25 protein-coding genes and 1 tRNA gene are annotated in these 24,936 nt (G+C 64.4%); 14 read left to right on the top strand and 12 right to left on the bottom strand.

From position 1 onward, the window contains the following. The 5 genes from FJ967_RS07530 to FJ967_RS07510 form a co-directional block, all read right to left on the bottom strand. Complete coding sequence (locus FJ967_RS07530) at positions 1-1,326, bottom strand: folylpolyglutamate synthase/dihydrofolate synthase family protein (RefSeq protein WP_140731069.1); 1,326 nt, start codon at positions 1,324-1,326, stop codon at positions 1-3. Between the two features lie 140 nt (positions 1,327-1,466). Then, positions 1,467-2,393 carry an acetyl-CoA carboxylase, carboxyltransferase subunit beta gene (accD, locus tag FJ967_RS07525; RefSeq protein WP_140731068.1) on the bottom strand — a complete coding sequence of 309 codons (927 nt, stop codon included), beginning with the start codon at positions 2,391-2,393 and terminating at the stop codon, positions 1,467-1,469. A gap of 45 nt (positions 2,394-2,438) precedes the next feature. After that, the gene (gene trpA / locus FJ967_RS07520; RefSeq protein ID WP_140731067.1) at positions 2,439-3,278 is read right to left on the bottom strand and encodes a tryptophan synthase subunit alpha; all 840 of its coding nucleotides are present in this window, start codon (positions 3,276-3,278) and stop codon (positions 2,439-2,441) included. A 61-nt stretch (positions 3,279-3,339) separates the two neighbouring features. Continuing rightward, positions 3,340-4,560 (bottom strand): tryptophan synthase subunit beta, encoded by a 1,221-nt coding sequence (gene trpB, locus FJ967_RS07515; protein WP_140731066.1) that lies wholly within the window; start codon positions 4,558-4,560, stop codon positions 3,340-3,342. A gap of 83 nt (positions 4,561-4,643) precedes the next feature. Beyond that, positions 4,644-5,303: a phosphoribosylanthranilate isomerase gene (locus FJ967_RS07510; RefSeq protein ID WP_140731065.1), complete on the bottom strand. Its 660-nt coding sequence runs from the start codon at positions 5,301-5,303 to the stop codon at positions 4,644-4,646. Between the two features lie 111 nt (positions 5,304-5,414). On the opposite strand from FJ967_RS07510, the gene FJ967_RS07505 reads away from it, so the two are divergent. Further along, complete coding sequence (locus FJ967_RS07505; RefSeq protein ID WP_140731064.1) at positions 5,415-5,633, top strand: hypothetical protein; 219 nt, start codon at positions 5,415-5,417, stop codon at positions 5,631-5,633. A 109-nt stretch (positions 5,634-5,742) separates the two neighbouring features. Here FJ967_RS07505 and FJ967_RS07500 read toward each other — a convergent pair whose 3' ends face one another. The 4 genes from FJ967_RS07500 to FJ967_RS07485 form a co-directional block, all read right to left on the bottom strand. Further along, positions 5,743-6,501: a M48 family metallopeptidase gene (locus tag FJ967_RS07500; RefSeq protein ID WP_140731063.1), complete on the bottom strand. Its 759-nt coding sequence runs from the start codon at positions 6,499-6,501 to the stop codon at positions 5,743-5,745. 98 nt (positions 6,502-6,599) lie between these two features. Continuing rightward, complete coding sequence (locus tag FJ967_RS07495) at positions 6,600-7,070, bottom strand: DUF2852 domain-containing protein (protein ID WP_140731062.1); 471 nt, start codon at positions 7,068-7,070, stop codon at positions 6,600-6,602. Between the two features lie 117 nt (positions 7,071-7,187). Continuing rightward, on the bottom strand, positions 7,188-8,330 hold the full coding sequence (locus tag FJ967_RS07490; RefSeq protein WP_140731061.1) for a benzoate/H(+) symporter BenE family transporter: 1,143 nt from the start codon (positions 8,328-8,330) through the stop codon (positions 7,188-7,190). Between the two features lie 2 nt (positions 8,331-8,332). After that, complete coding sequence (locus FJ967_RS07485; RefSeq protein ID WP_140731060.1) at positions 8,333-9,100, bottom strand: alpha/beta hydrolase; 768 nt, start codon at positions 9,098-9,100, stop codon at positions 8,333-8,335. Positions 9,101-9,318: 218 nt separating this feature from the next. Between FJ967_RS07485 and infC the strand changes: the two genes are divergently transcribed. From infC to FJ967_RS07445, 8 genes are all read left to right on the top strand, one after another. After that, positions 9,319-9,855 carry a translation initiation factor IF-3 gene (infC, locus tag FJ967_RS07480; protein WP_095819095.1) on the top strand — a complete coding sequence of 179 codons (537 nt, stop codon included), beginning with the start codon at positions 9,319-9,321 and terminating at the stop codon, positions 9,853-9,855. A 223-nt stretch (positions 9,856-10,078) separates the two neighbouring features. Continuing rightward, positions 10,079-10,705, top strand: a complete 627-nt coding sequence (locus FJ967_RS07475; protein ID WP_140731059.1) for an isoprenylcysteine carboxylmethyltransferase family protein — start codon at positions 10,079-10,081, stop codon at positions 10,703-10,705. A 215-nt stretch (positions 10,706-10,920) separates the two neighbouring features. After that, the gene (rpmI, locus tag FJ967_RS07470) at positions 10,921-11,124 is read left to right on the top strand and encodes a 50S ribosomal protein L35 (protein ID WP_006201248.1); all 204 of its coding nucleotides are present in this window, start codon (positions 10,921-10,923) and stop codon (positions 11,122-11,124) included. A 93-nt stretch (positions 11,125-11,217) separates the two neighbouring features. Next, positions 11,218-11,619, top strand: a complete 402-nt coding sequence (gene rplT, locus FJ967_RS07465) for a 50S ribosomal protein L20 (protein WP_027053776.1) — start codon at positions 11,218-11,220, stop codon at positions 11,617-11,619. A 145-nt stretch (positions 11,620-11,764) separates the two neighbouring features. Beyond that, entirely contained in the window at positions 11,765-12,862 is a 1,098-nt protein-coding gene (pheS, locus tag FJ967_RS07460) for a phenylalanine--tRNA ligase subunit alpha (protein ID WP_140731058.1), read from the top strand. Beyond that, positions 12,859-13,281, top strand: coding sequence for an ASCH domain-containing protein (locus FJ967_RS07455; protein ID WP_140731057.1), 423 nt, complete (start codon positions 12,859-12,861; stop codon positions 13,279-13,281). The genes pheS and FJ967_RS07455 overlap by 4 nt, the downstream gene beginning before the upstream one ends. 4 nt (positions 13,282-13,285) lie before the next feature. Next, a complete protein-coding gene (gene pheT / locus FJ967_RS07450; RefSeq protein ID WP_140731056.1) occupies positions 13,286-15,694 on the top strand; it encodes a phenylalanine--tRNA ligase subunit beta in 2,409 nt (802 codons plus the stop codon). Between the two features lie 38 nt (positions 15,695-15,732). Then, on the top strand, positions 15,733-16,335 hold the full coding sequence (locus FJ967_RS07445) for a nucleotidyltransferase family protein (RefSeq protein ID WP_140731055.1): 603 nt from the start codon (positions 15,733-15,735) through the stop codon (positions 16,333-16,335). Positions 16,336-16,566: 231 nt separating this feature from the next. Here the strand turns inward: FJ967_RS07445 and FJ967_RS07435 are convergent, their stop codons facing one another. Next, positions 16,567-17,562, bottom strand: a complete 996-nt coding sequence (locus FJ967_RS07435) for an aldo/keto reductase (RefSeq protein ID WP_140731054.1) — start codon at positions 17,560-17,562, stop codon at positions 16,567-16,569. Positions 17,563-17,658: 96 nt separating this feature from the next. On the opposite strand from FJ967_RS07435, the gene FJ967_RS07430 reads away from it, so the two are divergent. The 5 genes from FJ967_RS07430 (at position 17,659) to FJ967_RS07410 (ending at position 22,853) form a co-directional block, all read left to right on the top strand. After that, positions 17,659-18,558, top strand: coding sequence for a LysR family transcriptional regulator (locus FJ967_RS07430; protein ID WP_140731053.1), 900 nt, complete (start codon positions 17,659-17,661; stop codon positions 18,556-18,558). A 227-nt stretch (positions 18,559-18,785) separates the two neighbouring features. Beyond that, a complete protein-coding gene (locus tag FJ967_RS07425; protein ID WP_140731052.1) occupies positions 18,786-19,358 on the top strand; it encodes a cytochrome b in 573 nt (190 codons plus the stop codon). A 68-nt stretch (positions 19,359-19,426) separates the two neighbouring features. Next, positions 19,427-20,002 carry a YceI family protein gene (locus FJ967_RS07420; RefSeq protein WP_140731051.1) on the top strand — a complete coding sequence of 192 codons (576 nt, stop codon included), beginning with the start codon at positions 19,427-19,429 and terminating at the stop codon, positions 20,000-20,002. Positions 20,003-20,162: 160 nt separating this feature from the next. Then, positions 20,163-21,152: a Gfo/Idh/MocA family oxidoreductase gene (locus FJ967_RS07415; protein ID WP_140731050.1), complete on the top strand. Its 990-nt coding sequence runs from the start codon at positions 20,163-20,165 to the stop codon at positions 21,150-21,152. 42 nt (positions 21,153-21,194) lie between these two features. Next, positions 21,195-22,853 carry an FAD-binding dehydrogenase gene (locus FJ967_RS07410; RefSeq protein ID WP_140731049.1) on the top strand — a complete coding sequence of 553 codons (1,659 nt, stop codon included), beginning with the start codon at positions 21,195-21,197 and terminating at the stop codon, positions 22,851-22,853. 77 nt (positions 22,854-22,930) lie between these two features. Here the strand turns inward: FJ967_RS07410 and FJ967_RS07405 are convergent. Together FJ967_RS07405 and FJ967_RS07400 are read right to left on the bottom strand one after the other, a co-directional pair. Continuing rightward, positions 22,931-23,007 (bottom strand) — tRNA-Arg (locus FJ967_RS07405). Between the two features lie 259 nt (positions 23,008-23,266). Next, positions 23,267-24,754: a HAMP domain-containing sensor histidine kinase gene (locus FJ967_RS07400; RefSeq protein WP_140731048.1), complete on the bottom strand. Its 1,488-nt coding sequence runs from the start codon at positions 24,752-24,754 to the stop codon at positions 23,267-23,269. Positions 24,755-24,936 lie beyond the last annotated feature (182 nt).

Below are 24,936 nucleotides of genomic sequence, written 5' to 3'. Positions count from 1 at the left end.
TCAAGTCGGCGGCGTGCCGTTTTCAGCCAGGACCGCGCCGGCAAGATAGAGCGAGCCCCCGATCAGGATGCGGGGCGCCGGGCCGTCCCAGGTGTCGCGCAGCAGCATCAGCGCGCTGGCGACGGAGCTGACGGGCTCGGCCGTCAGTCCGGCCTCCGTGGCCCGAATCGCCAGTTCATCGTTGGGCACGCCGGCGTCGCTCATGCTGACCGGCACGGTATAGACATGGCGGGCCAGGCCCTTGAAGGCGCGGAAATAGCCGCTCTGATCCTTGGTGTTGATCATGCCCGAGATGAGGAAGAGCGGACGCGGGTTCTTTTCCTCCTGCTCGGCCAGCGCTTCGGCGACGACCACGCCGGCACCCGGATTGTGGCCGCCGTCGAGCCAGATGTCGGCGCCCTTCGGCGCCAGTTCCGCCAGCCTGCCCTGCACCAGCTTCTGCATGCGGCCGGGCCAGGCGACATTGGCCATCGCCTTCTCGGCGGCGCGGTGGCTGATCTCGAAGCCGGCCGCCTTGACGGCGGCGATCGCGGCCGCCGCATTGGCGAACTGGTGGCGACCGGGCAGGCGCGGCGGCGGCAAGTCCATCAACCCGTCATCGTCCTGGTAGACCATGCGGCCGTTTTCCTCGAAGGCGAGAAAATCCTGGCCATAGACGAGGGTCGGGCAGTCCAGCCGCTCGGCCGTGTCGATCAGCACCTGCAGCGCTGTCTCGCTCTCCTGCGCGCCGATGACCACGGGGCAGCCGCGCTTCATGATGCCGGCCTTCTCGGCGGCAATCAGTTCGACACGGTCGCCGAGATAGGCCTCGTGGTCCATCGACACCGGCATGATCACCGACACGGCCGGCCGGGCGATGACATTGGTGGCGTCGAAGCGGCCGCCAAGCCCGACCTCGATGATGGCGGCATCGGCCGGGTGTTCGGAAAAGAGGATGAAAGTGACGGCGGTGAGAATTTCGAAGACGGTGATCTTCTGGCCCGCATTGGCCGTGGCGACGCGGGCAATGGCCTCCGCGAAGACATCGTCGTCGACCAGCCTGCCACCGCCCTCGGCAGCCAGCCTGTAGCGCTCGTGCCAGCTGACCAGATGCGGCGAGGTGTGGACATGGACGAGCCGGCCGGAGGCTTCCAGCAGCGCCCGCGAGAAGGCCGCGCAGGACCCCTTGCCGTTGGTGCCGGCGATGTGGATGACCGGCGGCAGCAGGTCTTGCGGATTGCCCAGCCGCTCCAGTAGCCGTGTGACACGGTCGAGCGAAAGGTCGAAACCTTTCGGGTGAAGCGCCATCAGGGCTTCGATTTCGCGGTCGGCGGCAAGCGTCGTCATGGCACAATCCCGGCGCATGGCCCGAGAGCCAGAATCGCTCCCGCAATGACCACGGCTATCAAAAGGCTACAGCGCGCCACGGATGGCGCGCAATCGCTGTTCGCGCCCTCGGGTGTCGCGTCTTCAGGCCTCGTGTTGCATCAAGCTTGGGGCCGGGCCTCGGCCGTAACCACGGCGGGCGGCAGGATTTCCGGCTCAAGCGGCTTTTGCTCTTCCGGCACCTTGAGCAGCATCTTCAAGAGGCGCGCGATCGTCTGGCGCATTTCCAGCCTGGACACCACCATGTCGACCATGCCGTGCTCCATCAGATATTCGGAGCGCTGGAAGCCGTCCGGCAATTTCTCGCGGATGGTCTGTTCGATGACGCGCGGGCCGGCAAACCCAATCAGCGCACCCGGCTCGGCGATGTGCACGTCGCCCAGCATGGCGTAGGAGGCGGTGACGCCGCCAGTGGTCGGATTGGTCAGCACGACGATATAGGGCAGGCCGGCTTCCTTCAGCCGGTCGACGCCGACCGTGGTGCGCGGCAATTGCATCAGCGACAAAATGCCTTCCTGCATGCGCGCGCCGCCGGAAGCGGCGAACAGGATCAGCGGCCGCTTGCGCTGCAGGGCAACCTCGAAAGCATGCACGATGGCATCGCCAGCCGCCATGCCGAGCGAGCCGCCCATGAAGGCGAAATCCTGCACCGTCACCACCACCGGCAGGCCCTCGATCGTGCCGAGAGCGTTGACGATGGCGTCTTCCAGGCCGGTCTTGGCCTTGGCGTCCTTCAGGCGGTCGGTGTAGCGTTTCTCGTCGCGGAACTTCAGCGGGTCCTGCACGACCTTGGGGTTGTCGAGCTGCTCATATTTGCCGTCGTCGAGGAAGTATTTCAGCCGCTCCTTGGCCGAAATCTTCATGTGGTGGCCGGATGACGGGATGACGAACTGGTTGGATTCCAGGTCCTTGTGGAACACCATTTCGCCGGTCTCGGGATCCTTGATCCAGAGATTCTCGGGCATGTCGGTCCGTCGGCCGAGCATCGAATTGATCTTCGGGCGAACGTAATTGGTGATCCAGTTCATCGCTTCGGCTCCTGTCCTGACGAAGAGTGGGGAGAGATAGGAAAACTATTCGGCAGCAGCAAGGCGGGCCGAGCGCACACCTTGCGCGAGGCCGCTGACCAGCGTGGCGACGGCTTCGGCCGGATCGGCGGTCTTCTCGCCCTTCGGCCCCAGCACATTGGCGACCGCATTGACGATTGCCGTGCCGACGACGACACCATCGGCATTGGCGCCGATGACACGCGCCTGTTCGGCGGTCTTGACGCCGAAGCCGACGCAGACCGGCAGGTCGGTATGGCCCTTGATGCGCTTGACCGCGGACGCCACCTTGCCGGTGTCGGCGAGCGCCGCCCCGGTGATGCCCGTCATCGAGACGTAGTAGACGAAGCCAGACGTGTTCTGCAGCACCTTGGGCAGGCGCTTGTCGTCGGTGGTCGGCGTCGCCAGCCGAATGAAGTTGATGCCGGCCTTCAGCGCCGGAATGCACAGTTCCTCATCCATCTCCGGCGGCAGGTCGACGACGATCAGCCCGTCGATGCCGCTCGCCTTGGCGTCGACGAGAAAGCGGTCGACGCCATAGATGTAGATCGGGTTGTAGTAGCCCATCAGCACGATCGGCGTTTCGTCATCGCCGGCGCGGAAGTCGGACGCCAGTTTCAGCGTCTTCACCAGCGTCTGGCCCCCTCTCAGCGCGCGCAGGCCGGCAGCCTGGATCGCAGGACCGTCGGCCATCGGGTCGGAGAACGGCATCCCCATCTCGATCACGTCGGCGCCCGCCTTGGGCAGCGCCTTCATGATCGACAGCGAGGTTTCATAGTCGGGGTCGCCGCCCATGAAATAGGTGACGAGCGCAGGGCGGCCTTCGGATTTCAGCTTCGCCATGCGGCGGTCGATGCGGGTGGTCATTTCTGGCCCTTTGGACAAATCTTGCTCATTATCAACTCCCAAGTCCAACCGTCCGAAGGGGCTAGATCTCCATGCCCAGCATCGACGCCACGGTGTGCACGTCCTTGTCGCCACGACCCGACAGGTTGACGATGACGATCTGGTCCTTGTCCATGGCGGGCACGATCTTCACCGCATGCGCGATGGCGTGCGCCGATTCCAGTGCAGGGATGATGCCTTCGACGCGCGTCGTCAGCTTGAAGGCTTCCAGCGCCTCGTCGTCAAGGATCGGCACATATTCGACACGGCCGGAGTCGCGCAGCCAGGAGTGTTCGGGGCCGACGCCGGGATAGTCGAGGCCGGCCGAGATTGAATGGCCGTCCATGATCTGGCCGTCGGCATTCTGCAGGAGATAGGTGCGGTTGCCGTGCAGCACGCCGGGAGAACCGGCATTCATCGAGGCGCAATGCTCGATGCCGTCGAGACCACGCCCGCCGGCTTCGATGCCGATGATGCGCACGTCCTTGTCGTCGAGGAAGGGGTGGAACAGCCCGATGGCGTTGGAACCACCGCCAACGGCGGCGATGATGGTGTCGGGCAGCCGGCCTTCCTGCTCGAGGATCTGCGCGCGGGCCTCCGATCCGATCACCGACTGGAAGTCGCGCACCAGTTCAGGATAGGGATGCGGGCCGGCGGCGGTGCCGATCAGGTAGTAGGTGTCCTCGACATTGGTGACCCAGTCGCGAAGCGCTTCGTTCATGGCGTCCTTCAACGTGCCGTGACCCGCGGTCACCGGCCGCACTTCCGCGCCAAGCAGCTTCATGCGGAAGACATTGGGGCTTTGGCGGGCGACGTCGGTGGCGCCCATATAGACCACGCAGGGATAGCCGAAGCGTGCCGCGACGGTCGCGGACGCCACGCCGTGCTGGCCGGCGCCGGTCTCGGCGATGATGCGCTTCTTGCCCATGCGCTTGGCGAGCAGGATCTGGCCGAGGCAGTTGTTGATCTTGTGCGAGCCCGTGTGGTTCAGGTCCTCGCGCTTGAAATAGACTTTCGCGCCGCCGAGATGCCTGGTCAGGCCTTCGGCGAAATAGAGCTTCGAGGGCCGCCCGGCATAATGGGTCGACAGGTCGGAAAGCTCGGCCCTGAAATCCGGATCGTTCTTGACCTCGTTCCAGTGCCGTTCAAGATCGAGGATCAGCGGCATCAGCGTTTCGGCGACGAACCGGCCGCCGAAAATGCCGAACATGCCCTGTTCGTCAGGCCCGGTGCGGAAGGAATTGGGTGTCGCCGGCTTGTTCATCGCCGATCGCTCCTTAATTTAGCGAGCATGTCCTTGTCGGAAACCGGATTCCCCTTTTCCCGACATGCTCTGGTTTGAGCCTGTCAGGCAGCGCGGTCGTCGCGCGCGGCCCTGACGGCCCGGAAAAACTGTTCGATCAGCGCCGGATCCTTGACGCCCGGCGCGCTTTCCACACCCGAGGAAATGTCTATTCCGGGCGGATTGGCAAGCCGAAGGGCATCGCCGATATTGGCGGCGTTGAGCCCACCGGAAAGCATGTAATCGAGCCCGGCGTCAAGACCGGCAAGGATGCGCCAGTCGAAGGCGACACCATTGCCCCCCGGCAGTTGCGAGCCCTTTGGCGGCTTGGCGTCGAACAGGAACCGGTCCGCGATGCCGATGAACGGCTTTGTCCGCTCGAGATCGGCGGCCTCACTGACCGAAAGCGCCTTGATCACCGGCAGCCCGTAGCGGGCCTTCAACTCGGCCACGCGCTCGGCTGTTTCCGACCCGTGCAGTTGCAGCATGTCGGGTCGCATCTCTTTTACGATTTCATCGAGGAAGGCGTCGCTGGCGTCGACCGTGACGGCAACCGCCAGGGCTTTGCCGCGCGCCGCCTCGCGCAGACGTCCGGCTTCGGCCGGTTCGACATAGCGCGGGCTCCTGGCGAAGAAGATGAAGCCGACATGGCTGGCGCCGCCAGCCAGGGCGGCGGCCATTGCCTGATCGGTCTTCAAGCCGCAGATCTTGATGTCGAGCGCCATGCCGCGGGCATTGGCATGAAATCGAGACCGAGTCGAGAAAAAGCATACTGTTTGCCGGCAAGGCCAAAGACGCTACCTATGGATGGACAGGACACAGGCGGGAGCAGAACCATGGCCGACCAGACCGTTGCCGAACTCAGGCAGAAGATCACACAGGCCCGCGAAGTCATCGCGCATCTCATGGACAAGGCCGCCTTCAACGGCGCCGAAGCGCACCGCGCGCTGGATTATTTCGGCGGCGACGCCTTCGACCGGGATTTCCTGCCCTGGCCGCACCATGGCGACGAAGGGTTGCGGCCGGAGGAGTTGAACGCGGCGAATGACGATTGAGCGGTTGCGTAGGGCGGGCCAACCGCGCCTTCGTGATCCCAGGGCGGAGCGAAACGCAGACCGTAGGATGACGAAACCTAGGCAGGGGCGGCGCTCGGCGCGCCCATCCCTACTCGAACACAATCGCCTGCAGCGCGCCGCCATTGCGCTTCAGCCAGTCCTTGCAACGGTCGGTGTCCGGGCAGAGCTTCTCGCACAATTTCCAGAATTTCGGGCCGTGGTTCATCTCCTTGAGATGGGCCACTTCATGCGCGACGAGGTAATTGATGACAGGCGCCGGCGCCATCATGATGCGCCAGGAGAAGGAGAGGTTGCCTTCCGAGGTGCAGGAGCCCCAGCGGCTGGACGTGTCCTTGTAGCGGATCGCCTTGGCGCGCTTGCCGAGCGCCTCAGTGTGCCTGATCACCAGCTTCTCGATCTCCTTCTTGGCCTCGCGCTTGAGGTAGTCGGCGATGCGGCGCGGCAGGTGCACGCGGTCGCCATGCACGATCAGCAGCGGGCCGCGCTCGTCGCGCGACACGGTCACCGTGCCGCGCTTCGACGGCTCATGCACGATGCGATGCGGCACGCCGCGCACAGGGATCTTGATGCCGGGCCGCACCTGCGGGCGCGTCGGCACCTTGGCCAGCCGCTGCTCCAGCCAGTCCTGGTGGCGGTCGAGGAACCTGTCCACCTCACCGCGGCGCAGGCCCGGCGGCACGGTGATACGCAAGCCCTGACCGCCGGAATCGATGCGCAGCGTCAGACGTTTTGCCCTGGCGCTCTCGACGATCTTGAGCGGCAGTGTGCGGCCGGCGACACAATATTCCCGCTCCACGACGGGCGTGGGCCTGGGCTTCGTCAGATTGCGGAAGAATCCGATGGTCATGGCGGGACGATACGCGATTCGAGGAAAACGAATAGAACAAAAAAGAAACGGCGCCGCTCGCGCGACGCCGTCATCATACCTCGGTCTGTCGCGGGACCTTAGTCGTCGAGCAGGTTCGAGCCTTTGCCGCGCTTGGTCGGCGCAGGATCGGTCTTGGCCGGCGCGGTCGACTTGTTGCGATTGGCCATGAAGCGATCAAATTCGTCCTGATCCTTGGCACGGCGCAATTCGCGGGCATAGTCGTCGAACTCGGTCAGCATGTCGTCGAGCTTGCGGCGTTCCTCGGCGAGGCGCTCGAGTTCCTTTTCGCGCCAGTCGTCGAAAGCGACGTTGCCGGTGCGGGCGGAGCCGTTGCCCCAGCGCGCGGCCTTGTCGGAACCACGGCGGCAGCCGGCGAAGATGCCGTCGGTGGCGCGGTTGACGTCACGCTTGAAACCGTCGAGCCGGTCGCCCCAGATGATGTAGGCGAGCATGGCGAAGCCGAGCGGCCAGAACACCATGAAGCCGATCACCATCAACGCGATGGTCGCCGGCGTCCAGGCCGGGCGGATCAATGCAGATGTGTTCATTTTCTCCCATTCCTTCGGTTGGAGACAGCCAGGACCGGCTGCGTGGAATCGAAATGGGAAGGCGAAAACGGCGATTCAAGACAATATCCGGCAAAACCGGACAAGGTTCTGAAATGATTATCGCTTTTTGAGCATGTCGAGGAAAAGCACGACCAGGCCGGCGACCAACCCCCAGAAAGCGGCGCCGACGCCGAACAGCGTCAGCCCGGAGGCGGTGACGACAAAGGTGACGGTGGCGGCCATGCGGTCGCCCTCGTCCTTCAGCGCGATCGCCAGCGCATTGGCGAGCGAGGCCATCAGCGCAAGGCCAGCGACCAGAACGATCAGGCTCTGCGGCAGGACGGCAAAGATCGCCACCAGCGAGGCGCCGAAGATCGCAAATATGAGATAGGCGAGCGCGTAGAACGGGCCGGTCTTCCAGCGCTCGGCCGGATCGGGATGGACGTCCGGCCCGGTGCAGATCGCCGCCGAGATCGCCGCCAGATTGGTGGTCGAGCCGCCGAACGGCGCCGACAGCAGGGAAAAGAAGCCGGTGACGCCGATCAGCGGGCCGGGTTCCGGATGGTAGCCGGCGGCGCGCAACACGGCGAGACCGGAGAGGTTCTGCGAGGCCATGGTGACGAGGTAGAGCGGCAGCGCCAGACCGATCATCGCCTTGGCGGTGAATACAGGTGCGATCAAGGTCAAGGTCGACAGTTCGGGTGTCGGCAAGCCGCCGACACGACCGGTGAGAAACGCCGCCAGACCGCCGCCGATCAGCACCGCCAGGACCGATAACGCCGGATTGAACAGACGGATGATGAAGAAGGCAGCGATCAACGGCAGGATCAGCCAGGGGTCGACGGGAATGGCCTTGACCGCGTTGAGGGCGAAGGTGACGACAATGCCGGCCAGCATGCCGGACGCGACCGAGGGCGGAATTTTGGAAATCAGCTGCGTCAGCGGCCGGAACAGGCCGGTGGCGATCAACAGGATGGCGGTGACCATGAAGGCGGCGACCGCCTCGCCGATCGAAAAGCCGCTCGAGGCCGCCATCAGCGCCAGGCCCGGAGTCGACCAGGCGGTGATGACGGGCATTTTCGTGCGCCAGGACAGCCACAGGCTTTCGATCGCCATGGCCAGGCAAATGGTCGTCACCCAGCTCGCTGTCTGGACCTGCGTGGCGCCGACCGCATGCGCGGCGGCGATGACGATGGCCAGCGTGCCGCCGAAGCCGACGATCGCCGCGACGAAGGCTGAAATCGGGATGGACAGGCGCATGGTCAGTCGACCCGCCCGGCCAGGTTGCCAACCGCCCGCAGCAACATGTCGAGATCCTGTGGCCGCGACAGGCGATGGTCGCCGTCAGGGATGAGCGACAGCGTGACATCGTCGGTCGGCAGCAGGGCGGCCAGCCTCAGCGCGTGGCTCGAAGGCACGTCCGCGTCGGCAAGACCCTGCAGGATATGAACGGGGCAGTGGGTGTCGATCGGCCCGGTCATCACCCGGTTTTCGCGCCCGTCCTCGATCAGGGCGCGGGTGTAGATGTAGGGCTCCGCCGAATAGTCCGACGGCTCGGCGAAGAAGCCGTTTTCGGCGAGGTCGTGCCTCTGCGCGTCGGTCAGCACCGGCTCGACCAGTTCGCTGGTGAAATCCGGCGCCGGCGCCAGCAGCACCAGGCCGACGACGTTCACGTCGCCCGCCTTGCGCAATTCCTGCACCATGCGCAGCGCAATCCAGGCGCCCATCGACGAGCCGACCAGGATCTGATCGCCTGTGGCGAAACGCCTGATGACCGCAAGGCTTTGCGCAAGCCATTTCGAGATGGTGCCATCGGCGAAGGCGCCAGCGGATTCGCCATGGCCTGAATAGTCGTGGCGCAGGAAGGCACGGCCTTCCCGTGCCGCCCAGTCCGACAGCGTCTGCGCCTTCGTGCCCAGCATGTCGGACTTGTAGCCGCCGAGCCAGACGATACCGGGCGTGGTGCCCGATGTGTGGCGCACGGCGATAGCGGATCCATCAACATCCAGAAAGGTCGGAGCGGCGGTCATGGCTGCGGAGCGGTCCTGTTTTTCTCACGCCTCGCTTTTGGCACGGCCAAAGGCCGGGCGGAAAGTGCTCGCGATGCTTCTTTGCTTGGCACAGGCGCGTGATCAGGTGATTTCCTGAGAACGTTGTGCTATTGACTTGCGCCGCGCGCTTCCCACATTGGCGCGTCCGCACCAGATTTGTACGAACCCTGAACGAAACGGCCTAGGAGACCACGACCATTCGCAGACCTTTCAAAGCAGCGGCGCCGACCAAGGATGGCCCGCGCTCCAACCGTGATATCCGGGTTCCCCGGGTCCAGCTTATCGACGCCGAAGGCCAGAACCGTGGCGATGTTTCCATCAACGACGCTTTGCTGCTCGCCGAAGAGGCCGGGCTCGATCTCGTCGAAATATCGCCCAATGCGGTACCTCCCGTCGTAAAGATCCTCGATCTCGGCAAGCTGAAATACGCCAACCAGAAGAAGGCGGCCGAGGCGCGCAAGAATCAGAAGGTCATCGAGATCAAGGAGATCAAGATGCGCCCGAACATCGACAGCCATGACTACGACACCAAGATGAAGGCGGTGCGCCGCTTTTTCGAGGAAGGCGACAAGGTCAAGCTGACGCTGCGCTTCCGCGGCCGCGAGATGGCGCATATGGAACTCGGCATGCAGCTTTTGAACAAGGTGCGCGAGGAGGTGGCGACCATCGCCAAGGTGGAGGCCGAGCCGAAGCTCGAAGGCCGCCAGATGATGATGGTGCTGGCGCCGCGTTGAGGCCTGCGTTCGCTTGCAGTGCCTGACATCACGGCACGGTCACGAAAAGGTTAGGCGGGCAACCGCCCTCTAATTCAGCCTGAATTGTGATACAGGGCGTCCCGACGATCGGCGGGACGCCTGTTTCTTGGCAACATCGGCGATCGCCGGCTCGGTTTGCGCATGCCGTCGGGCCGCTTTTCGGGCGGCATGCACCACGCTCCTCGACGATCGGAGTCCAAGCTTGGACACAGAATACAAACACGGGCTGGGCAACTACCAACAGATGCGCCGGCTGGTACTCGCGGTGCTCGTGGTCGTACTGTTCGCGGCTTTGCTGTTTGGCCAGTCGACCTTTCCGCCGGATACGCCGGTGCATGAAACGATCGAGATGTTCGGCGTGCTGCTGATTTTCCTCGGCATCGTCGGCCGGCTCTGGGCGACGCTCTATATAGGCGGGCGCAAATCCGCCGAGGTGGTGACCGGCGGGCCCTACTCGATCACCCGCAATCCGCTTTACGTTTTCTCGACAGTGGCGGCCGCCGGCGTCGGCGCGCAGATCGGCTCGTTTACCGGCATCGTTCTGTTTGCTGTCCTGTGCGCGGGCGCCTTCCACATCGTCATCCTGCGCGAGGAAAAGTTCCTTAAGGAAGCGCTCGGCGCGCCCTACCAGGCCTATCTGGAAAGAGTGCCGCGCTTCTTCCCCAACCTCTCGCTCTACCAGGAAGGCGACACCGGCAGCTTCAAGCCACGCCTGCTTCTGAACACGCTTCTCGACGGGCTGGTGTTCCTGATCGCGCTGCCGGCCTTCGAACTGATCGACGGGGCGCAACTGTCGGGCGTGCTGCCGGTCTGGTTCACGCTGCCCTAAACAGGGATGGAGCGCCGCGTTCGGATAAGGTGCCGTGGGTGTTGCGCAGCCGCCAGCTTTGACGTATAGGACCGCCGTTCCAAGAAAACCGCCCGGCAGGGCATGCCGTGGCGGTTTCATTTGCTTTTCGGGCTTTGGTCGGCCCGGAGCGAACAAAACAAGAGGCGTGGAGTGCCAGAGGCACGACAGGGACCTCATAGAAACGGAGTAGCAAAATGCCCAAGATGAAGACCAAATCGGCCGCCAAGAAGCGGTTCAAGATCACCGGTACGGGTAAAGTCCTGTCGGCTGCGGCCGGCAAGCGTCACGGCATGATCAAGCGTTCCAACAAGTTCATTCGAAATGCCCGCGGCACGATGGTTCTGGCTGAACCGGACGGCAAGAAGGTCATCAAGAATTTTCTGCCGAACGGCCTCTAAGGCATTCGGTCCGGACACGCATCAGTTTGACGCAATTCCGAACGGAAAACCGCAAGGCACTTTTCCTGGAATTGCTTTTAAGGAGATCATGACATGGCACGCGTAAAAAGAGGCGTCACCGCTCACGCCAAGCACAAGAAGGTCCTGAAAGCCGCGAAAGGCTTCTACGGCCGCCGCAAGAACACCATCCGCATCGCCAAGCAGGCGGTGGAAAAGTCGCTGCAGTACGCTTACCGCGACCGCAAGAACCGCAAGCGCTCGTTCCGCGCGCTGTGGATCCAGCGCATCAACGCCGCGACCCACGAGCATGGCCTGACCTATGGCCGCTTCATCGACGGTTTGAACAAGGCCGGCATCGAGATCGATCGCAAGATCCTGTCCGACATGGCCATCCACGAGCCGCAGGCTTTCGCCGCCCTGGTCGCCAAGGCCAAGGTCGCGCTCGAATATCTGAAGAACACCACGCCGAATGCTTTTGAAAGCGCTGTCGCCTAAGACCAGCGCTTCCCAAGCACTTTCGACACTTGATTTGGGGAACCCGCGCTGGCACGGCTGGCGCGGGTTTTCTTATGCCTGATGTAACCAAAATGGTGACGACGAACCAAAATGGTGTCAGTCGCCCGATCGAGAGAGTTTCGCCGTGAACGCCACTGCTGGAAATCTTGAAGCCCTGGAAGCTTCGCTGCTCGCCGATATCGCCTCCGCCGCCGACGAACCGGCAATCGAGGCGGTGCGTGTCGCGGCCCTCGGCAAGAAGGGCTCTGTCTCGGAAATGCTGAAGACGCTTGGCGCGATGAGCGCCGAGGAACGGCAGGTGAAGGGGCCGGCCATCAACGGCCTGAAGAACCGCGTCACCGATGCGCTCTCCTTGCGCAAGGCCGAACTCAGGGACGTGGCGATCACCGCCCGTCTCGCCGCCGAGACCGTCGACGTCACCTTGCCGGTGCGCCAGTCGCCGGCCGAGCGCGGCCGCATCCATCCGATCAGCCAGGTCATCGACGAGATCGCGGCGATCTTCGGCGATCTCGGCTTCGCGATCGCCGAAGGTCCCGATATCGAGACCGACTATTACAATTTCACCGCGCTGAATTTCCCCGAAGGCCATCCGGCGCGCGAAATGCACGACACCTTCTTCTTCCAGCCGGACGAGAAGGGCGAGCGCAAGCTGTTGCGCACCCACACCTCGCCTGTGCAGATCCGCACCATGGAGAAGCAGAAGCCGCCGATCCGCATCGTCATTCCGGGCAAGACCTACCGGCAGGATTCCGACGCCACGCACTCGCCGATGTTCCATCAGGTCGAGGGGCTGGTGATCGACAAGACGGCCAACGTCGCCAACATGAAGTGGGTGCTGGAAGAGTTCTGCAAAGCGTTCTTCGAGGTGCCCTCGGTCAAGATGCGCTTCCGGCCGTCCTTCTTCCCGTTCACCGAGCCGAGCCTCGAGGTCGACATCCAGTGCGACCGTTCGCGGCCGGGCGAAGTGCGTTTCGGCGAAGGCTCCGACTGGATGGAGATCTTGGGCTGCGGCATGGTGCACCCCAACGTGCTGCGGGCCGGCGGGCTCGATCCCGACGAATATCAGGGCTTTGCCTGGGGCATGGGCATCGACCGCATCGCGATGCTGAAATACGGCATGCCGGACCTGCGCGCCTTCTTCGACGCCGACGTGCGCTGGCTGTCGCATTATGGCTTCCGGCCGCTCGACATGCCGACGCTGTTCGGGGGCCTGAGCGCGTGAGCCCAACCGTCGATCCCTATGCGGACGCGGTGACCTTCCGCTTCGGCGACAGCCCAGAGCTCGCCGACGAATTGTTGGCGCTGGTGCTGTCGGGGCGCAAGACCGCGACCTGCGGCGCGCTGCGCGACTATGGCGGCGCCGAGCCAGTGCCGGAGGTCGGCCGCCGTGACGTCGTGCTCGACGGCAATGGCCGCCGCGCCGCTGTCATCGAGACGGTCGAGGCCATCGTGCGGCGCTTCGACGAGGTCGATGCCGACTTTGCCCGCGACGAGGGTGAAGGCGATCTGAGCTACGACTACTGGCGCGATGCGCACCGCGCCTATTTCGAGCGCAATGGCGGGTTTTCGCCCGACATGGAACTGGTTTGCGAACGCTTCCGGCTGGTCGAAGTGTTCGCTCAAGACGACGCGAAAGTGTGAGACGATGAAATTCACCCTCTCCTGGCTCAAGGATCATCTAGAGACCGACGCCTCTCTCGCCGAGATCGTCGAACGGCTGACATCGATCGGCCTCGAGGTCGAGCATGTCGACGACAAGGCCGGCCTGAAACCCTTCGTCATCGCGAAGGTGCTGACGGCGGTGCAGCATCCCGACGCCGACCGGCTGCGCGTGCTGACCGTCGACATCGGCGACGGCAAGGCGCCCGTGCAGGTCGTCTGCGGCGCGCCCAATGCGCGGGCGGGCCTGATCGGCGCCTTTGCAGCGCCCGGCACCTATGTGCCCGGCATCGACGTGACGCTTGCCGTCGGCAAGATCCGGGGCGTCGAGAGCCATGGCATGATGTGTTCCGAGCGTGAGCTTGAACTGTCCGACGAACACAATGGCATCATCGACCTGCCGCAAGACGCGCCCGTCGGCACCAGTTTCGCTGCTTACGCGCATCTCGACGATCCGGTCATCGAGATCAATCTGACGCCGAACCGGCCGGATGCCACCAGCGTCCATGGCATTGCCAGGGATCTCGCGGCGAGCGGGCTTGGCCGCCTCGTCGGCGGCGCGATCATGCCGCATGCCGGCAGCGGCATGTGCCCGGTGAAGGTGACGATCGAGGCGCCGGAGCTCTGCCCCGGCTTCGCGCTCAGGCTGGTCAAGGGCGTCAAGAACGGTCCCTCGCCCAAATGGCTGCAGCAGCGGCTGATTGCCATTGGGCTCAGGCCGATCAGTGCGCTGGTCGACATCACCAACTACGTCACCTTCGACCGTGGCCGGCCACTGCACGTCTTCGACGCGGCGAAGGTGGCGGGCAACCTCGTGGTGCGCCGCGCCAGGGATGGCGAAAAGGTCCAGGCGCTCGACGGGCGCGAGTACACGCTGACGCCGGAAATGTGCGTCATCGCGGATGACAACGGCGTCGAGTCGATTGCCGGCATCATGGGCGGCGAGCACTCCGGCTGTGACGAGAACACATCGGACGTGCTGATCGAATCCGCTCTCTGGGACCCGATCACGACGGCCCGCACCGGCCGCTCGCTCGGCATCATCACCGACGCGCGTTACCGCTTCGAGCGCGGCGTCGATCCTGAATTCATGGTTCCGGGTATCGAACTGGCAACCAGGCTGGTGATCGACTTCTGCGGCGGCACGCCGACGGAGACAGAAGTGGCCGGCTATGCCGGACACCAGCCGAAGATCGTTTCGCTGCCGCTGTCGGAAGTGAAGCGGCTGACCGGCATCGAAGTGCCGCGAGCCGAGAGCCTCGACATCCTGTCGCGCCTCGGCTTCCACGCGCAGGGGTCGGGCGACATCGTCGACGTGACGGTGCCCTCCTGGCGGCCGGATGTCGACGGCAAGGCCGACCTGGTCGAGGAAGTCATGCGCATTCACGGCGTCGACAACATCGCCCCGCAGCCGCTCGGCGCGCATGACGCGGTCAACGGCAAGATCCTGACCACGCTCCAGATCCGCACCCGCGCGGCCAAGCGTTCGCTAGCCGTGCGCGGCATGATGGAGGCTGTCACCTGGTCGTTCATTCCGGCCAGGCACGCCGAACTGTTCGGCGGCGGCCAGACGGCGCTCAAGCTCGCCAACCCGATCGCCGCCGACATGTCCGACATGCGGCCCTCGCTGCTGCCGGGACTGATTTCGGCCGCGCAGCGCAATGCCGACAAGGGCATCGGCGACGTGGCACTGTTCGAGGTGTCGGGCACCTATGAGGGCGACGGCGCCGACCAGCAGCGGCGCGTCGCCGCCGGCGTGCGCCGCGGCACGGCAAAGCTCGACGGTTCTGGCCGCAACTGGGCCGGCAATTCCGGTCCGGTCGGCGTGTTCGACGCCAAGGCCGACGCGATCGCGGCACTCGAAGCCTGCGGCGCGCCGGTCGACCGGCTGCAGATCGAGGCCGGTGGCCCGGCCTGGTACCACCCGGGCCGTTCCGGCACCATCAAGCTCGGGCCAAAGACAGTGCTCGGCACGTTCGGCGAGTTCCACCCGAGGACACTGGAAGACCTCGACGCGTCCGGGCCGCTCTGCGGCTTCGAAGTGTTCGTCGATGCCGTGCCCGAGCCGAAGGCCAAACCGACCAAGACCAAGCCGAGGCTGGACCTCTCCGCCTTCCAGGCGGTGAAGCGCGACTTCGCTTTCGTCGTCGACAAATCGGTCGAGGCTGGCACGCTGGTGCGCGCCGCATTGGCAGCCGACAAGAAGCTGATTAGCGCGGTTTCAGTGTTCGATATATTCGAGGGGGCCTCGCTCGGCGCCGACAAAAAATCGATCGCCATCGAAGTGTCGATCCAGCCGGTCGAAAAGACCCTGACAGACGAGGATTTCGAGGCGCTGGCCAAGCGCATCGTCGACAATGTCGGCAAGCAGACGGGTGGCGTGCTGAGGGGCTAAAACTTGCGAGCGGATGGCGAATCGTCCTCCAAAGGGCGATGGACCATCTGCGCTATTCCGGGCTCTCGTTCGAAGCACAACGCAAAGCGTTTTTCGACATCGTGTCGGCGGACCCGCTGGTGGGCGACGCACTGGCGCGGGCTCGCACGCTGGCTCTGCCGGACTGGCTGGTGGTTTCGGGTGCGCTTTACAACAGCGTCTGGAACCATCTGACCGGCAAGCCATCGGGCTACGGCATCAAGGATGTTGATCTCTTCTACTTCGATGACGGCGATCTGTCCTATGAGGCCGAGGATGCTGTCATTCGCCGGGCGGCAAGGCATTTCGAGGGGCTGGCGCTGCCGGTCGAGGTGCGCAACCAGGCGCGGGTGCATCTGTGGTATCCCCAAAAGTTCGGGCAGCCCTGTCCGCGCTATACGAGCGCGAGCGAGTCGGTCAGCCATTTCGCCTCGAAGACGCATGCGGTTGGGGTGCGATACGATGCTGAGGGAGCGTTGGAGTTGGTGGCGCCGTTCGGGCTTGATGATGTGTTTTCGTTCCGCATCACGCCGAACCGGGTGACGGACAATCAGCGGACGCATGAGGCGAAGGGGAAGCGGGCGCGGGAGTGCTGGCCGGAGATTGAGGTGGTGCCTTGGTAGGGGCGGAGATAAGAAACGTCGGCGCGAGGCCCCCCTCTCTGCCCTGCCGGGCATCTCCCCCTCAAGGGGGGAGATCAGGTGTCACGTCGGCTTTCGCCAATCACCAGCGCAGCAAGGAGAACGCCGGCGCCCAAGCTGCCAATCTCCCCCCTTGAGGGGGAGATGGCCGGCAGGCCAGAGAGGGGGGCCTCGCGCCTAACTCTCAACAAAAAGGGGCACCGCCTCCTTCAACTACCCATTCACCAGCGCCAGCAATTCCTCCGTATAGCGCTTGCCCATCACCTTATCCGGCGACAGCGCATCACCGATCGCCGCGACCTCGGCAGCGCTCAACGCAATCCCGGCCGCCGCCGTGTTCTGCTCCAGATGGCGGATCTTGCGCGCGCCGGGGATCGGCACGATGAAATCGCCCTGGTGCAGCACCCAGGCGAGCGCCAGTTGCGCCGAGGTGACGCCCTTTTCGGCCGCCAGTCTTTCCAGCGTCGCGATCACCTTGGCGTTGGCTTCCATGGCCTCGGCCTGGAAGCGCGGCAAGGTGCGGCGCCAGTCGCTATCGTCGAGTGTCTCCGGTTTGGCGATCGTGCCGGTCAAAAGGCCACGGCCGAGCGGACTGTAGGGAACGAAGCCGATGCCGAGTTCGCGGCAGACGGCGAAGACCTCGTCCTCCGGGTCACGGCTCCACAGCGAGTATTCGCTCTGCACGGCGGCGATGGGATGCACGGCATGCGCCCGGCGGATGGTTGCCGCGCTTGCCTCCGAGAGACCCAGCGCGCGCACCTTGCCCTCGCGCACCAGCTCGGCCATGGCGCCGACCGTGTCTTCGATCGGCACGTTGGGGTCGACGCGGTGCTGGTAATAGAGGTCGATGACATCGGTGCCCAGCCGCTTCAGCGAGGCCTCGGCGACGGCCGTGACGTGCTCGGGGCGGCTGTCGACGCCGGCCATGCGGTCGAGGCCCGTGCCTTCCTCCAAAATCTTGAAGCCGAATTTGGTCGCGATGGTCACTTTGTTCCGCACCGACTTCAGCGCCTTGCCGAGCAGGATCTCGTTTTCGTAGGGGCCATAGACTTCGGCCGTGTCGAAGAAGTTGACGCCGATCTCGACGGCGCGGTGTAGCGCGTCGATCGCCTCTGCCTCCGGCTGGCCGCCATAGGCAAAACTCATGCCCATGCAGCCGAGGCCTATGGGATAGACGCTCAGTTCAGTTCCTAGTTTGCGGGTTTGCATCAGGCATCTCCTTGTTGTGATGCGACTGAGATAGCGCCTTGCTTTGTGTTCGATAATCGTCTCTCATTTGCACGGGCTGTTCCAAGAAATAGATCAATGAACCGAGCGCATCTCTCGCAACTGGCCGTGCTGGCAACCGTCGCCCAATGCGGCAGTTTCCGCGGCGCGGCCAAGGAATTGGCCATCGCGCCATCCGCGGTCAGCCATGCAGTGTCCAGTCTGGAGGCGCGGCTCGGCGTGCGGCTCTTAGCGCGCAGCACCCGCAGCGTGGCGCCGACCGAGGAAGGCGCACAACTGCTGGAGCGATTGCGGCCGGCACTCTCGGAGATCGACCTGGCGCTGGAGACGGCGGCCGAGTCACGCAACCGGCCAGCCGGGAATCTCAGGCTCAGCGTGCCGCGCACGGCAGCACATCTGGTGCTGACGCCGCGGCTCGGCGGATTTGCCGCCGCCTATCCCGACATCGTGCTGGAGATCGTCATCGAGGATCGTTTTACCGATGTGGTGGAAGGCGGTTTCGATGCCGGCGTGCGGCTCGGCGAGAGCCTGCAGCGCGACATGATCGCGGTGCGCATCGGGCCGGACATGCGCGGCGCGGTGGTCGGCGCGCCATCCTATTTCGAGGCGATGCCGAAACCTCGCCATCCGCGCGAACTGGCGGAGCATCGCTGCATCCGCTTTCGCTTCTCCAGCGGTATCCTCTACCGCTGGGAGTTCGAGAAGGACGGCGAGGAGATCGAAATTGCCGCGCAAGGGCCGCTGATCCTCGACGAGGACCATCTGATCGCCCAGGCAGCGGTCGACGGTGCAGGGCTCGCCTTCGTCTTCGAGCCCTATGTGCGGGCGCCGCTCGCCGATGGCCGGCTGATCCGCGTGCTGGAGGATTGGTGTCCGTCTTTCGAGGGCTTCTTCGTCTACTATCCGAGCCGCCGGCAAATGCGGCCAGCGCTGAGGGCGTTTGTCGATTTCTTCAAGGGTGAGAAGTGGTCCGCGTAGCGGATGAAAAGCCAATTGCTTGGCTTTTCGAACTTCGAACGCCCTGAGCCTGCGAAGGGCCGGGGTGACAATTCGTGAGTTCGACCGGGTTCCCGCTGCTTCGCAGCGTCCCGACGTTCGCCGGCCTTCATCGTGCCACTGGCACGATGAATTCGCCTGTGGTGAACCGGCTACTCACCCCACAAGCGAGGGTGGAAGAAACCGCGGCTCAGCAACGTTCGCCTTCCATGCAAACCTCCATCACCAACACCCCCACCCGCTACGGCTGGGCGATGATCCTCCTCCACTGGCTGATCGGCATCCTCTTCATCGGCCAGTTCGCGCTCGGTTTCGTCATGGTGCGGATCGAGAGCCAGCGCGCCGCCTTCGAGCTGATCCAGTTGCACAAGTCGTTCGGCTTTCTGCTGCTTGGCCTCATCATTCTGCGCATCGCCTGGCGGCTCGGCAACAAGCCGCCGCCCCTGCCATCCCGGGTCGCGGCCCTGGAGCGGCGGACGGCGCCGCTGGCGCATCTGGCCCTCTATGCCTTCCAGGTCGCCTTGCCCTTGTCCGGCTGGGCGCTGGTGTCGGTCTCGACGCTGGAAATTCCCACCATGCCGTTCAACCTCTTCGTCATGCCCAACCTGCCGCTCGCAGAGTCCGACGCCGCCGAGAGCTTCTGGGCGTCGGCGCACTGGTATCTCGCCTATGCCGGCATCGCCCTGGCGGCCCTGCATGTCGCGGCGGCGCTGCGCCACCACTTCCTGCTGCGCGACAGCGTGCTCACGCGCATGATCACGCCTTCGTCAGCCGGGGAATAGAACGGGCGCCGGTCGCGTTTGTGAAATGAGGACGCCAGGAGCGTTGCCTCCGAACAAGGAACACCCCAATGCATGCGCGAATCCTCGGATTGGCGGTTGCCGCCGCTTGCCTTGCCATGCCCGTCTACGCGGCGGTCGTGCTCGGCGACGCCGCCGGCAGCTACACGATCAGCCAGGCCGGCTCCTCGGTCCGCTTCACCATCGGCAAGGCCGGCGGCGGCGGATTCGATGGCGCCTTTGCCCGCTTCAAGGGTACGATCCGCATCGACAACAATGATGTCGGCCGCTCGAAGGTCGACCTCACGATCTATCCCGAAAGCGTGGGCACCGGGCAGGGCCGCATTGATGCCTTCCTGCGCTCCGACGCGGTGTTCGATGCGGCCAACAGCCCCGAAATCCAGTTCCGTTCGACCAGCGTTGCCCGCACCGGCGACACGACAGCCCTGGTCACCGGCCGGCTGACAGCACGCGGCAAGACGTCCACGGAAAAGTTCACCGCTGAACTCGACGGGCTGAAAGCCGGCACGATCAGATTCCATGTTACCGGCAAGGTGCTGCGCTCGCGATACGGCATGGATGTCGGCACGCCGCTCTATTCCAATGTCGTCGATTTCGACATGACGCTGACGGGCAGGCGGGGCTGAGCGCGGCCGCACGTCCTCGTCATCCACGTGCGAAGCAAGCAGCGTAGCGACGCGGCGCGGACCTGAGGATGACGAAGGTGCCTTGTGACCCGCGTCTCTCATTGGCTTTTCTCCAGAATTCAGGCACATCTTCATCGATATAATCGATAGGAGAAGCGTGATGTTCCGATGGGGTGTGTTGTCGACGGCCAAGATCGGCCGCGAGCATTTGTTGCCGGCCATGGTCGAGGCGGAAAACGGCGTGCTTTCGGCGATCGCCAGCCGCGACCTGTCGAAGGCCAAGGCATTGGCCGAGCGCTTCGGCGCGCGCCATGCCTTTGGCTCGTATGAGGAACTGCTCGCTTCGAACGAAGTCGACGGCGTCTATATTCCGCTGCCGACCTCGCAGCATGTCGAATGGGCGGCCAAGGCCATCGAAGCCGGCAAGCATGTGCTGGTTGAAAAGCCGCTGGCGCTCGACGCCAAGGACATCGCACCGCTGATCAAGCTGCGCGACCAGAAGAAGGTGCTGGTCTGCGAAGCCTTCATGGTCATCTACCATCCGCAATGGATCAAGGTGCGTGACCTCATCGCCAGCGGCGCCATCGGCCGGCTGCGCCATGTCCAGGGTGCGTTCTCCTATTACAATGTCGACCCCACCAACATGCGCAACCAGCTCGACCTCGGCGGTGGCGCCTTGCCCGATATCGGCGTCTACCCGACCGTGTCGACGCGTTTCTCGACCGGCAAGGAGCCTAGCCGTGTGCAGGCGACGATCGAGCGCGACAAGACATTCGGCACCGACATCTATTCCTCGATCCGCGCCGATTTCGGCGACTTCGAGCTGTCCTTCTACCTGTCGACGCAGATGGCGGCACGCCAGGTGATGGTGTTCCACGGCGAGAAGGGTTTCATCGAGGTCTTTTCCCCATTCAATGCCGGGCTCTACGACCACCACCGCGTCGAGCTTCACAATCAGAACCACACCGAGGCGCAGGTCTTCTGCTTCCCCGGCACGCAGCAATACAGGCTGGAAGTCGAGACCTTCGCGCGGGCCGCACTTGGCGGCAAGGAGCGCGTCTTCACGCTGGAAGAATCGGTGCTCAACCAGAAGGTCATCGACGCCATCTTCCGCGCCGACGACAACAAGGGCGGCTGGGAGAACGTCTGATTTACCAGCGCTAAATTTGCCGGCTACTTCTCGGGAGGAATCATGGCTGACGACGCGGACGTCATCATTGTCGGCGCCGGTCTTGCCGGGCTGGTTGCCGCGGCCGAACTGGCCGAGGCCGGCAAGAAGATCATCATCGTCGACCAGGAGCCGGAACAGTCGCTGGGTGGCCAAGCCTTCTGGTCGTTCGGCGGGCTGTTCCTCGTCGATTCGCCCGAGCAGCGGCGTATGCGCATCCGCGACTCGCACGATCTGGCGCTCGAGGACTGGATGGGCACAGCCGCCTTCGACCGGCCGGAGGATTTCTGGCCGCGCAAATGGGCGGAGGCCTATGTCGGCTTCGCCGCCAACGAGAAGCGCTCCTGGCTGATGGAGCGCGGGCTGAAGTTCTTCCCGGTCGTCGGCTGGGCCGAGCGCGGCGGCGGCAATGCCGTCGGCCATGGCAATTCGGTGCCGCGCTTTCATATCACCTGGGGGACCGGCCCCGGCGTGCTCGAGCCTTTCGTGCTGCGCGTGCGCGAGGCACAGAAGCGCGGATTGATCGGCTTCAGGTTCCGCCACCGGGTCAACGAACTGACGCGCACGGGTGCGACCGTGACCGGCGTGCGGGGCGACATCCTCGAGCCGAGTACCGTCGAGCGCGGCCACAAGAGCTCGCGGGAAGTATCGGGCGATTTCGAACTTCATGCGCAGGCGGTCATTGTCGCCTCCGGTGGCATCGGCGCCAACCATCAGCTGGTCCGCGAAAACTGGCCGAAGCGCCTCGGCAACGCGCCGAGGCGCATGATCACCGGCGTGCCCGACCATGTCGATGGCCGCATGCTGGCGATCTCCGAACAGGCCGGCGGCGCGATCATCAACCGCGACCGCATGTGGCACTATGTCGAGGGCATCAGGAACTGGGCGCCGATCTGGACCGACCATGCCATCCGCATCCTGCCCGGCCCGTCCTCGCTGTGGCTCGATGCAAGGGGAAAACGCCTGCCGGTGCCGCTTTATCCCGGCTTCGACACGCTGGGCACGCTCAGCCACATCATGGGCACCGGCTTCGACTATTCCTGGTTCATCCTGACCAGGAAGATCATCCAGAAGGAATTCGCGCTTTCGGGCTCGGAACAGAACCCCGACCTGACGGGGAAAAGCTGGCGCAAGGTGCTCGGCCGCGCCACCTCGGGCATTCCAGGCCCGGTCAAGGCGTTCATGGAAAAGGGCGAGGACTTTATTGTCGAGACCGACCTTTCGAGGCTGGTGGCGCGCATGAATGCGCTGGCCGGCGGCGAGCCGCTGCTCGACGTCGCGGAGGTCGAACGCGAAATCCGCGCCCGCGACCGGCAGCTCGACAACCCGTTCTCCAAGGATATGCAGATCACCGCCCTGCGCGGCGCACGCGCCTATCTCGGCGACAGGCTGATCCGCACGGCCAAACCACACAAGATGCTCGACCCGGCCAATGGACCGCTGATCGCCGTGCGCCTCAACATCCTGACCCGCAAGACGCTGGGTGGCCTTGAGACCGATCTCGACAGCCGCGTGCTCGGCGCCGACGGCCGGCCGGTGCCGGGCCTCTATGCGGTCGGCGAAGTGGCGGGCTTCGGCGGCGGCGGCGTGCATGGCTATGCAGCGCTCGAAGGCACGTTCCTCGGCGGCTGTATCTTTTCGGGCCGCAGCGCCGGCAGGGCGGCGGCACGCGCGTTGGGGTGAACGGCGATGGCGTCCTGCCTACGCTTGGCCGCGCAAGGCCAGCCCAGCTACATTACAACCGTAGTGCGAGGAAGATTTGGCGCGCCCGAAGAGATTCGAACTCCTGACCCCCAGATTCGTAGTCTGGTGCTCTATCCAGCTGAGCTACGGGCGCGCATCAGGCCATGTTTTCGACGGCCCCGCGATCCGATCCGAAAGACCGGCCGCGAATGTGTGCAGTTCCCTAACGACTGAATTTGCGAAAAGCAAGCCGATCCGGCAAAAGTTTTGTCGCAAGCCTGTCATCCAGTGGTGCCTGTGCCGATGCCGGCACTGCGAAGCCGCCATGCGGCTGGCCTGATCCGGCCGAGAAGGCCAAGGGAAGAGCGACGAACCCAAAAGGCCGGCAACCTGGAATCCGGCCAAAAAGACCGTCAGGCCGGGCGGCGCAGGCTGCCGCGGGCCTGGTCGAGACGCACCGGCTGGTCGGGGATGGTGACGGCGAATGTCGTGCGCCCGCCGATCGACTCGACCAGTTCCACCGTGCCGCCATGCGCCCGGATCAGTTCATGCGCGATCGCCAGGCCAAGGCCGGTGCCGCCACTGCGCGCCGAGCCGCGGAAGGCCGCGAACAGGTTTTCGCGCGCCTTCGGCGGCAGGCCGGGCCCGGTGTCGGTCACGGCGATGCGGCTGACGCTGCCCATGCGCTCGGCCGATACGGCGAGCCGGCGCACCACAGCGCTTTCGGTATCGGCCGCCATCGCCTGCACCGAGTTGCGGCACAGATTGGTGAGCACCCGGAAGAGCTGGTCGGAATCGGCATCCACCTCGAAAGCCGCCTCGACGGCATTGATGAACTCGATGCCCTCCTCGATCGCCAGCAGTCCGTGCACGTCCTCGACCAGCTGGCGCAGCCTTACCCTGCGGCGCGACGGCGGCGGTTCCTGCGTGCGGCCATAGTGAAGCACGCCCTCCGAATAGGAGACGGCGCGATCAAGCGCGCGCAGCAGCTTGGGCGCGAAGGCCTGCACCGTCGGATCCTTGACCTGGCGCAGGCGGTCCGACATCAGCTGGGCCGAGGCCAGGATGTTGCGCATGTCGTGGTTGATCTTCGACACGGCCAGCCCGAGATCGGCCAGATGCTTCTGCTCGGCCAGCATCTTCTGCAGCCGCTCCTGCATCTGTGACAATTCGCGCTCGGCCACCCCGATCTCATCGGAGCGGTCCGCCGGATGGATGATGCGTCCGGGATCGTCGGGCGCCTCGGAGAAGGACAGCATCGAGCGCGTCATGGTGCGGATCGGGCCGATCATGATCAGGTCGATCGCGGCATAGACCAGCATGGCCGTGAACAGCGAGATCAGGAGCGAGACGAAGGCGACGTTGCGCGAATAGATGAGCATGGCCTTGCGCAAGGAGTAGTCGGGCATGATCAGCTCGAACTCCTTGTCGCTGTCGCCGACCGGCCCAAAGACGCGCAGCATCCTGTCGCCGCCGAAAAACAGCGTGTCCAGCGCTCCGGTCATGCCCTTGACCATGCCTACGCTGGCGAGATCGATGTGCTCGTCGACCTGCGGCGGCATGTCGGCCACCACCAGAAGCCGCGAGACGCCGCCGTCGCGCACCGCGATCGCCTTGGCGCCGATCGCCATCAGCACGTCATTCTGCGCGGTGCGCGACAGCGAGGTCGACTCGCCCTGCACCAGCACGATCGAGACCGCCGCGGCCGTGCTCAGCCTCTCCTTGAGCCAGCTCAGCCTATAGCTGGCGATCCAGGGCAGGAAGATCAGCACTTCGGCCAAAAGCACGAAAACGATGGTGAGCAGCAGCAGTTTCGTCGAAAGGCCGCGCGACAGCGGCACCGAGCGCACGGCGGCTTGCGCCGTTCCGGTCCCTTCGCCCGCTTGGATGGCTTCGCTCATGCGACTCGATCTTCACAATCACTTGATCAGCCAACATTAGGCGATTACGGCTTTTTTGCCAATTTCATCCTTGGTCGGAAAAATTAATTCGCGGAAAGGTTGGCGCGAAACGCCACGCCAGCGCCGGATTGACTTCCAAAACCCTTCTTTCTATAAGCCCGCTCACGCTCGGGCCATTCGTC

This window comes from Mesorhizobium sp. B2-3-4 (assembly GCF_006442315.1).
In the GTDB taxonomy this organism is placed as follows: domain Bacteria; phylum Pseudomonadota; class Alphaproteobacteria; order Rhizobiales; family Rhizobiaceae; genus Mesorhizobium.
The sequence above is the reverse complement of the archived record's forward strand: the minus strand, read 5'-3'. Positions and strand labels throughout refer to the sequence as shown.